The 10,082-nt window shown below is 65.6% G+C and carries 3 protein-coding genes; 1 reads left to right on the top strand and 2 read right to left on the bottom strand.

Annotation, left to right across the window (positions count from 1 at the left end):
- Nucleotides 1–200 precede the first annotated feature (200 nt).
- Both pbpC and NKJ80_RS29745 read right to left on the bottom strand, forming a co-directional pair.
- The gene (gene pbpC, locus NKJ80_RS29750; protein ID WP_031249190.1) at nucleotides 201–2,306 is read right to left on the bottom strand and encodes a penicillin-binding protein 1C; all 2,106 of its coding nucleotides are present in this window, start codon (nucleotides 2,304–2,306) and stop codon (nucleotides 201–203) included.
- Nucleotides 2,307–2,389: 83 nt separating this feature from the next.
- Nucleotides 2,390–7,876 carry an alpha-2-macroglobulin family protein gene (locus tag NKJ80_RS29745; RefSeq protein ID WP_352498860.1) on the bottom strand — a complete coding sequence of 1,829 codons (5,487 nt, stop codon included), beginning with the start codon at nucleotides 7,874–7,876 and terminating at the stop codon, nucleotides 2,390–2,392.
- A gap of 277 nt (nucleotides 7,877–8,153) precedes the next feature.
- Here NKJ80_RS29745 and NKJ80_RS29740 point away from each other — a divergent pair, with 277 nt between their 5' ends.
- Complete coding sequence (locus NKJ80_RS29740; protein WP_023804940.1) at nucleotides 8,154–10,082, top strand: autotransporter assembly complex protein TamA; 1,929 nt, start codon at nucleotides 8,154–8,156, stop codon at nucleotides 10,080–10,082.

The raw sequence follows: 10,082 nt of genomic DNA, 5'->3' as shown, positions 1-10,082 counted from the left end.
CCCCCCGCGCGCCCCGGGGCTCCCCGCCGCGGCGCCGCGCGGCCCCGCCCCCCCGCCCCGCCCCCCCCCCCCCCCCCCCCCCCCCCCCCCCCCCCCCCCCCCCCCCGGCGCCCCCGCCCCCCCCCCCCCCCCCCCCAGGGGGGTGCCTCGCGCCGGGCCTCGGGCGAAGAAGCCCAATCCCCTGAATCGCTTGGCGCCATCTATTCAACGAACACCTTCACGCTTGCCGCGCGTCCCACGGCGTCGATGACGGTGAGCGTCGAATAGCCGGCGCCGTCGGGCAGCCAGGTCGCGGTGCGGCGGCGGTCGATGCCGACGAGCGGCTTGCCATTGGCCAGCCAGCGGAACGGCGCGCGGCCGCCTTGCAGTTTCAGCACCAGCGGCGAGGCCTCGGCGGAATTGGTGGCGAGATCGACGCGGGCGCCGTTGGGCGGGAAAATGATCGTTGGCGCCGGTTCCGTCGGGCCTGCCTGCACCAGTCCGTCGGCGCCGGCGCCGAAGCGCCCCAATGTCACCGGCAGGTCTTCGCGCCTGGCCTTGAGGACACCGGCCGGCTGGCTGGGCAACGGGACGGCGGTGAGGCCGGAGCGGACGAAGCCCTCGAACAGGATGGGGGCGGCCGAGACATAGCCGGACAGGCCGGGCACCGCACCGGCATCGGCGCGGCCGACCCACACACCCAGCACGTAGCGGCCGTCGAAGCCGACCGACCAGGCGTCGCGGTAGCCGTAGGACGTCCCAGTCTTGTAGGCGATGCCGCGCTGCAAGGCGCCCTCGGGCGGCTTTACGCCCGACAATATGTCGGTGATCTGCCAGTTCGCCTGGGCGTCGAGGATCGTGGCGGTGGTGCGCTCGGCATTGGCCGGCTCGGTGCCGTCATGCAGCGTGTTTGCCTTGCCGCCATTGGCGAGGCCGGTATAGAGCTGGACGAGATCGCGCAGCGTTACGCCGACGCCTCCGAGGCCGATGGCGAGGCCCGGCGCCTCGTTGACCGGTAGCACCGGGCTGACGCCGGCCTGGCGGAAGCGCGCCATCAGCCGTGCCGGGCCGACCGAGTCGAGCACGCGGATCGCCGGAACGTTGAGCGACAGCTGCAGCGCCTGGCGGATCGAGACATCCCCCTGATAGCCCATGTCGAAATTCTTTGGCCGGTAGCCGCCGAAATCGACCGGACTGTCCTCGATCAGCATTTCCTGCGCCACCAGCCCTTGCTCGAAGGCGAGGCCATAGATGAACGGCTTCAGCGTCGAACCGGGCGAACGCACGATCCTGGTCATGTCGATCCAGCCGGAGCGGCTGGCATCGAAGAAATCGGCCGAGCCGACTTCGCCAAGAATGTCGCCGGTGCGCGCGTCCGCCATCACCATGGCGACCGACAGGCGCGGCCCAAGCTTGATCGCGGCATCTCGCGCCACCTGTTCCAGCCCTTGCTGGACGCTTTTGCGGATCGTCAGCTGCAATGGCTTGCCGGGTACGGCCTTGGGCAGCATGGCATAGGCGGCATGTGGCGCCAGTGCCGGCAGTTTGCGGCGCAAGCCCGAGACATCATCGAGCGCTGCGCGCGCGGCCTCGCGCTCGCCAAGCAGGTCAGCTGATACCATGCGGGTCAGCACGCGGTCGCGGGCTGCATGAGCGATGGTGAGATTGCGGTCGGGCCGGCGCTTTTCCGGCAATTGCGGCAGCGCAACCAGCAGGGCGGCTTCCGAGACCGTCAGCCGCTTCGGCTCCTTGCCGAAATAGGCGAGTGACGCGGCGCGCACGCCTTCGAGATTGCCGCCATAAGGCGCCAGCGTCAAATAGCGTTCGAGGATCTCCTGCTTGGACAGCCGCCGCTCGATCTGGATGGCACGCAGCATCTGCTTGATCTTCGAGCCGAGGCTGCGGTTTTCGCGTGGCTCGATCAGCCGGGCAAGCTGCATCGACAGGGTCGAGCCGCCGGAGACGATATGGCCGCTGGTGGCGAACTGGCCGGCGGCGCGCGCCAGCGCCAGCACATCGACGCCATCATGGTCCCAGAAGCGCTTGTCTTCATAGGTGACCAGCATGTCGACGAACTGCTTGTCGACCTGGTCGAGATGAGTGTCGAGCCGCCAGTAACCGTCCGGCGTGGCGAAGGCGCGCAACAGCTGGCCGTCGCGGTCCTGGACCTCGGTGGAGACGGTGAGCCTTCCGGGCAGCGGCGGCGGAAAAGCGCGGTCGAGTTCCCAGAGAGAAGCGGCAGCGATCGCCGCAAAGCCGACGAGGGAGGCGGCGGCGATGCCTGTTCGACGGAGAAATTTTCTGGAGAGCATGGTGGTGCCCTTCATCCGCCTGCCGGCTCCTTCTCTCCGCATAGCGGGGAGAAGGAGATGGTCGCGGACATCGGCGTGTTCATCTTCGTCAAGGCGCCTTACGGCGCCTTGATCTCCATCATGCCGGTGGCGGTGCGGGCCGAATATTGCGGCCGGTACATGTCCTCCACCGTGGCTGCCGGATGGGCATAGGTGCCCGGCGTTACCGCACGCACGACGTAGGCCAGCATGATGTTGCGGTCGCCATCGCCGTCATTGGGATTGAATGCCGCGACGAAACGGTCGTCGCGGAATTCGAGATGGGCTGCGTCCGTTTGCGCCAGCCAGGTGAAGTTCGACAATTGGGCGCTGGAGACAAGGCCCGGATTGTCGATCTCGAAGCCGGCCGGCAACAGGTCGGTGATCAGCAGGCGCGAAGGCCAGCGGTTCTGCTCGTAAACCTTGAGCACGACCACGTAGCGTTCGTTCTGCGTCGCCTCGGTGACGTTGGCTTCGGTGCCATCGAGCTTGTAGTAGGTGCGGTCGATGGTGAAGCCGTCGCCGCCGGCCGGCAAGGGCTCTACCGGCGAGGCGACCGTGGTGACGACCGCCTGCAGCGGCGTGGCGCCGGTGTTGGCGATGGTCAGCGGGCTGTCGGCAATGTCGGTGCCGCTGAGGTGGTTGGAATATCCACCTGCATGCGGCGCGCCGTTGACCGAGAGCGTGATCGAGTCGTTGCCCGACTTCAGCGCGCGGGCCGCCAGAAGCATCCAGGACTCGTCCTGCGTGCTGGTCCAGCGGGCATCGGCGCGTTCCCTTGCCACCAGCCGGATCAGCTCCGGCACGATGGTCGGCACCGGCTTCGATTCGGCGGCGAGCGCCAGAATCGCGGCGCCATCACGCAGCCGCGAGCCATAGTCGGACCGGTAGTAGTCGTATTCGGTGGTCGACTTGGCCAGCTGCAGCGCCGTCTGGAAGGTTGCTTCCGAACGCTGCGCGTCGCCGTAGAGCGCCAGGCTCGCCGCCAACTGGGCGACGGCCATCGGGCTCGAGAAGGCTTCGAGCTTGGTGTCGGCGTAGTAGCGCAGATCGCCGACCGAGGCCTTCTTGTTGCGGGCCAGAACATAGAGCGCGTAGGCGATTTCGCTGCCGCGATCCTGGACGTCCTGGTCGTAACCGACCGAGTTTTGCAGATTGCTCAGCGCCTGGCTCATCGCCAGGGCCGGCACGTCGTAGTTCTGCTCGCGCGCCCGGGTCAGGAAGTCGGTGACGTAAGAGTCGAGCCACAGATCGCCGGAGCCCGGACCCCACAGGCCGAAGCTGCCGGCCGAAGCCTGGTAGCTCAGCACCTTGTAGATGGCGGCCTGCACGCGGCCGTGCAGTTCGGGATCGCTTTGCATGCCAACGCCGGACGCCAGATCGTTGACGTAGAGAAGCGGCATGGCGCGGCTGGTGGTCTGCTCGGCGCAACCATAGGGGTAGCGGTCGAGCGTCATCAGCAGTGACGGCACGTCGAAGGCCGCAGCCTGCGAAACGCCGACGCTGATCGAGGCGCCGTCGAGCAGGCTTGCCGCGAGCAGCTCCTTGTCGACGCGCAGCGAGCCGCCATTGCCCTTGAGGTCGACGACCAGACGGGTGGTGACCGGCAATTGCGCCGGACGCACCGGAACATACAGCGTCTGCTCGACGGCGGTGCCGTCGCCATGGGCGAGCTTGATGGTGATCGAGGCATTGCCCGCCGTCTGTGCAATCAGCGGCACAGTCAGCGTCTGGCGCTTGCCCTTGGCCAGCGTCAGCTTTTCGGGCAAGGGCTTGTCGCCGGTCGAGAGGTCGCCGGTCGTGGCGATCGACAGGGCATAGTCGCCCTCCGGACCGTCGGTGTCGGCGACGTCGAGCCGCATGATAGCTGCATCTCCAGGCGCCAGGAAGCGGGGCAGGCCGGCAGTGATCACCACCGGATCGCGCACGATGACATCGGTCGTGGCATGGCCGACGGCCTCCTTGGTCCAGGCGACGGCCATGACGCGCACGGTGCCGTTGAACTGCGGGATGTCGAAGTCGATCCTCGCCTTGCCGTCGGCGTCGAGCTGGACCGGGCCGGAGAAGAAGGCGACCAGCTTTTCGGTCGGCGGACTGCCTTGCGGCTGCATTGAGGCGCCGTCGCCGCCGGTCCTGAGCTTGCCGGTGGTGCCGAGGGAGCCGTCGATGAGACGGCCATAGATGTCGCGGACTTCGAGCCCGAGCATGCGCTGGCCGAAATACCAGCCCTCCGGATCCGGCGCCTTGTAGTTGGTGAGGTTCAAAATGCCGACATCGACGGCAGCGACCGTGACATAGGCATTGCTGCCCGGCGCTACGCCGGCGACCGAAACCGGGATCGACAGCTGCTGGCGCGGCATCGTCTTGTCCGGCGGCGTCAGGGTGACGGCGAGCTTTTTCGAGCCTGGGTCGACCGTCAGCCATTTTACGCCGATGGCGCGCGCCGGCATGCGGGTTTCCTGCGCATCGCCGGGCCGGAACAGGGTTGCGGTGATGTAGGCGCCGGCGCCCCAGTCGTCACCGACCGGGATGTCGACCGTGCTGCCGCCGGCCGGCATGGTTGCCGTGACGGTCTTGAGCAGCTTGTCGGCGCCAATGGTGACCAGCAGTTCGCCGGCAAAATGCGGCGACACTTTCAGCTTGGCCACGTCGCCGACGGCATAGCTGTCCTTGTCGAGAGCGATCTCGAGCCCATCAGGCGTTTCGGTGGAGGTCGAGGAGACATACCAGCCGGCGTCGAACTCATAGCTGGTCGCCGGGCCCTCGGGATCGGCAGTCTCGATCTCGAGCCGGTACTGGCCCCAGTCGACCGGCATCGTCACGGTCGCCTCGGCATCGGCGCTGAGATCGACCTGGCCGTTGGCGATCGACTTGGTGAAGGTGACCGGTTCGTAGTTCCACGAGTTGTTGTTGCGGTACCACTGGTAATTGCGTTCGACCTTGACCAGCGACCACTGCGCGCCCTTCAGCGTCTCGCGCTTGCCGTCGGGGTCGACCGCGATGAGGCTGAACTTGGCGGTGCCGCCCTGCGGCACCTCATTGTCGGCGAAATCCGGACGAATGCCGATCATGTGGCCTTGCGGGCGGATGCCGATGTTGAGCGAGCGTTCGATGGCGCGGCCGCCGGTTTCACGCATGCGAACCGTGACCTTGGCGTCGACCAGCTTGGTGGTCGCGGGCAACTGGTCGACCGTGACCGGGAAGGTCGCCTTGCCGTCGTCGCCGACCACCGGCAGACCGGTGAACGGGGTGACCGAAGGCTCGGCCGACTGCTCGTCGGCAAGGCCGAACGAATAGCCGGCGAAACGGTCCCAGTCGCGCGCCGTCGACAGCGTCAGCTCGCCTTCGAGCGCGAGGCCGGCGGCCGGCGCGCCATAGAGGAAGCGGCCGTCAATGTCGATGTTGGCGGTTTCGCCCTGGGCGATCTCCTGCTTGTCGGACTTCATGTCGAACTCGATGCGATCCGGCACGAAGTCTTCGACCAGGAACATCTGGCTGGAAACGGCCGCCTGCTTGGGATCGGTATAGATCGACACCGTCCAGGTGCCGCGCATGGCGTTGGCTTCCAGCGGCAGGTCGACGGCATAGCCGCCGGCCGAGACGCCATCGGCAACGATGCGGCGGTTCTCGACGCCGTCGGGACGGGTGAAGATGAAGGTCAGCGGCAGGTTTTCCACCGCTTTGGAGGCGCCGTCGCGGGCAAGGGCTGCGACATGCACATCCTCGCCGGCGCGGTAGATGCCGCGTTCGGTCCAGGCATAGACATCGAGCGCGCCCGGTGCGGCGCGTCCGGCGACGCCGCGATCGGACAGATCGAAGCCGGCGCGGCCCATGTCGAGGAAGACGAAATCGTTGTCGCCCTGCTTGGCCATCAGAACGGCCGGCACCATGCCGCCGTCGCCGCGCGTCAGGCCGGGGTTGAAGACAGCATGGCCTTCGGCGTCCGACGTGGCTGTGCCGAGGATTTCATTGTTCCTGGCCAGCAGCGTCAGTTCGGCGTCGGCGATCGGCTTGGCGGTTCCGAGCGAGCGGGCAAAGACATTGAGGCCATCCTGGCCGGTATAGGTCGACAGGCCGATGTCCGAGACGACGAACCACTGCGTGGCAAGCGAATTGTAATTGTCCTCGTCATTTTCATTTACCGCTTGCGCGGTCAGCACGTAGACGCCGGGCTTGCGCTGCGGCAAGGCTTCGTCGACCGGGAACGACGTCGTGACGTCCTTGTTGAGGTCGTTGGCGATGTCGAGCTGGCCCTGCCAGACCGGCTCACCCATCTGGTCGGAAATGCTGGAGATATCATAGCCGTCGAGCTGCTTCAGGAACTGATAGCCGGACAGAAGCTGCGCCAGCGAACGATCGCCGATGCGGTAGAGCTTCATCTGTGCGGCATTCATGTTGACGGTGACGACCGGGATGCCGCGGCGGGCGCCGGCGGGCAGCACGAAGCTGTCGCCGGTGAAGCGGGCGGACGGCGCGCGGTCCTGCACATAGATCGACAGCACGACCGGAGCGGCGGTGACCTCGCCAATGGCGGCCGGCAGACCGGCGCGGAAGGTCACTTCGTAATGTTGGCCGTGCTCCAGGCCTTCGACGCAGATCTGCTTGTCCTTGGCCTCGACGCCCTTGGGCGGCTGGTTGTCGACGGTGACGAACTGGGCGTAGTCGACGCCGGTCTTCACCAGCTCCTCGGAAAACTGCGCGCAAATGCGCGGCGCGCTGGTGTCGGCGTCGATCGAGTGATCGATGACGCGGAAGCCCTTGCGGGCCTTGAGATCCTCATATTCGGCCTTGACCGCCGGCGAACTGACCAGCGCGAGGCTGGCTTCATAAGCCTGCAGGGCCGGACGGTAGAGATCGCGGCGGTCGAGGCCGTTGCCGAGCAGCGCCAGCACTTCGGCGCGGGTCTTGGTGGTGCGCAGCAATTTGTAGGCGTTGATGGCGGCGGAGGTGCCTTTGACCGGCAGATTGTAGGATTCGGAGGTGCCGCTGGCCGGCTGTATGGCAAGCGTTTCACGCGCCAGACCGAGCCAAAGCTGGCCGTCGTCAGGCAGGACCGAGACCGCGGCCTCGTATTTGTTCATGGCCTGGCCATGGTCGCCGGTCAGTGCAGCCTGTTCGGCGGCGGCGCGGAGTGATTCCAGCCCGTCGGTCGGCTTGTCGTAGGCCGGATCGGTCAGCTTGTTGCGGTATTGCTGGGCCTGGTCGGCCATCCAGTTGGGGAAGAAGGCGAGTTCCGGCGGGGCGCCGATATCGGGGTCGCCATCGACATTGACGACCTTGCCCGCGACCGCGCCGCTGAAGGGTTTCAACTGGTTATAGTCGGACTTTAGGAAGCACCATTTGGCCTTGTTGTTGTAAGTAAAGGCGCGGCAGGCGGGGTCGCCGAGGCATGTCGTCTTGCACTGATCGAGGCTGACATTCTGGTCCGATCTGAGATCGAAGCCGAAATAGTCGGAATTATTTGAGGTCACCACCCGGCGGGCTTCGGCCGCTTGCGCCACAGACCCCCAGGCGAAAATGAGAAGAATCAAGATCGACAGACCACGAGCCGCCGCGCGCATCGCCATAACACCCTCCAGACACTGCTACGTCCGCGGCATGTTCAAGCTTCAGTCAAGCTTGTCAACACGAGGACGGGCAGGTTTCCGCCCGCCAACGGTTCCCAAACCGGCCAATGACCGGTATGCCGATAGTTCATCCACGGGAAAGGGATCACGCTTTCTTGCGAAAACGCAGAAGGTGTGAATTCCAAGCCCTGCCTATTTCAGACAATTGGATTGTGGCCCCTTTACGAGCGCTTCAAAACTTCATTCCAATTTTAGTTTTGTAACCTAGGTTGTCCTGATGCCGGCGTATGAAGCGCAGATGTCGAAGGTAAGTGCGCCACGGCGCACGCTTTCGCGTGCGCTGATTGTGGCGTTGGCGTGCTCGACCGTGCTCGTTGCCGAATCGGGGTCGGCGGCCGCCTTCGAGCTCTTCGGCATCAAATTGTGGGGCTCTTCGAATGACGAGGACGCCGATATCGTCGACCCGCTGCGCTATGCGGTGACCATCGAAGCGCCCGATGCCGACAAGGACCTGGTCAAGAAGCTCGAAAACGCCTCGTCGCTGAAATCCGACGAAGACCGCCCGGTTTCCGGCTCGCTCGGCCTTTTGGCGAAGGCGCGTAGCGACCGCGAACAGCTGGTCGCCGCGCTTTATGCCGACGCCCGTTATGAAGGCGTCGTCACTATCACCATCCAGGGCAAGGCGCTCGACGATTTGCCGCCCGATGCCGAATTTACGGGTCCGCAGCCGATCCCGGTGGTGATCAGCATCTCGAGCGGGCCCAAATTCACGCTCGGCAATATTCGGCTGGAGGGCGATGCCGCCGGGCTGGCGAGCGCCGATTTCGGCCTGATAGCCGGCGGCGATGCCGGCTCGGGCGCCGTGCTCAAGGCCGAGGCGCTGATCGTGCGGGCGCTGAAGCAGGAGGGCCGGCCGCTGGCCCGGATCACCGACAGGCAGGTCGTGGCCGAGCACACCACCTCGACGCTCGACGTGACGCTGACGGTGGCCGCCGGGCCGGTTGCCGGTTATGGCGACACCACCGTCGATGGCACCGAGAAGGTCAATCGCGAGTTCACCGAATATATGACCGGGCTGAAACGCGGCCGGCAATATTCGCCCGACGAGATCGACGATGCCCGCGACCGGCTGCTGAGGCTCGAAGTGTTCAACAGCGTGACGCTGAAGGAAGCCGACAGTCTCGACGCCGACGGCAACATTCCGATCGGCGTTCAGGTCAGCGAGCGCAAACCACGCTATTTCGGCGTTGGCGGCACTTTCTCCAACACCGAAGGGCTAGGCCTGGAAGGCTATTGGGGCCACCGAAATCTGTTCGGCCGGGCCGAAAAGCTGCGCATCGAGGGCAAGATCAGCGGCATCGGCAGCAACGATCTCAGCGAGCTCAACTACAATGCCGGCATCATGTTCGAGAAGCCGGGCGTGGTCGGGCCGGCCTCGAAATTCATCGCCAGCGTCAAGACCGTCCTCGAACATCCCGATGCCTACGACCATTTCTCGGTCAAGGGCAGCACCGGCCTGTCCTATGAGATCGACAAGAAGCAGACGGTTTCGGCTGAAATCGCGCTGGACTATTCCAGGATCACCGACGCCTTCGGCAAGCACAAATACCTGATCGCCAGCATTCCGCTGCAATATGTCTATGACAACAGGGACAACCGGCTCAATCCGACCAGCGGCTTCAGGGTTCTGGCCTATGCCGAACCGAGCTACGACATTCTGAGCGGCGCCGCCTTCCTCAAGCTCAGGGGCGAGGGGTCGGCCTATCAGTCGCTCGACACGGCCTCGAAATTCGTGCTTGCCGAACGCGTCGCGCTGGGTTCGATCGTCGGCACCGGCCTTCAGAACGTTCCAGCCGACAGGCGCTTCTATTCCGGCGGTGGCGGCTCGGTGCGGGGCTATGCCTATCAGGGCATCGGACCGAAGGACATCGACAATCAGCCGATCGGCGGGCTTTCCTTCTTCGAAACATCGGTCGAAATGCGCATTGCGCTGACCGACACGATCGGCATCGTGCCGTTCGTCGACGCCGGCACTGTCTCGACCACAGCGACGCCGGACTTTTCCGACGTGAAGGTCGGCGCGGGCGTTGGCCTGCGCTACATCACGCCGTTCGGGCCGCTGCGCATCGACGCCGCCGTGCCGCTCAACCGCGACCGTGGCGACCCGCGTTTCGGCATCTATGCCGGGATCGGACAGGCGTTCTGA

Origin of the sequence: Mesorhizobium sp. M0030, assembly GCF_040323695.1 — a bacterium.
Classification (GTDB): domain Bacteria; phylum Pseudomonadota; class Alphaproteobacteria; order Rhizobiales; family Rhizobiaceae; genus Mesorhizobium.
Note: the sequence above shows the minus strand (reverse complement) of the source record. Positions and strands in the feature narration are given on the sequence as shown.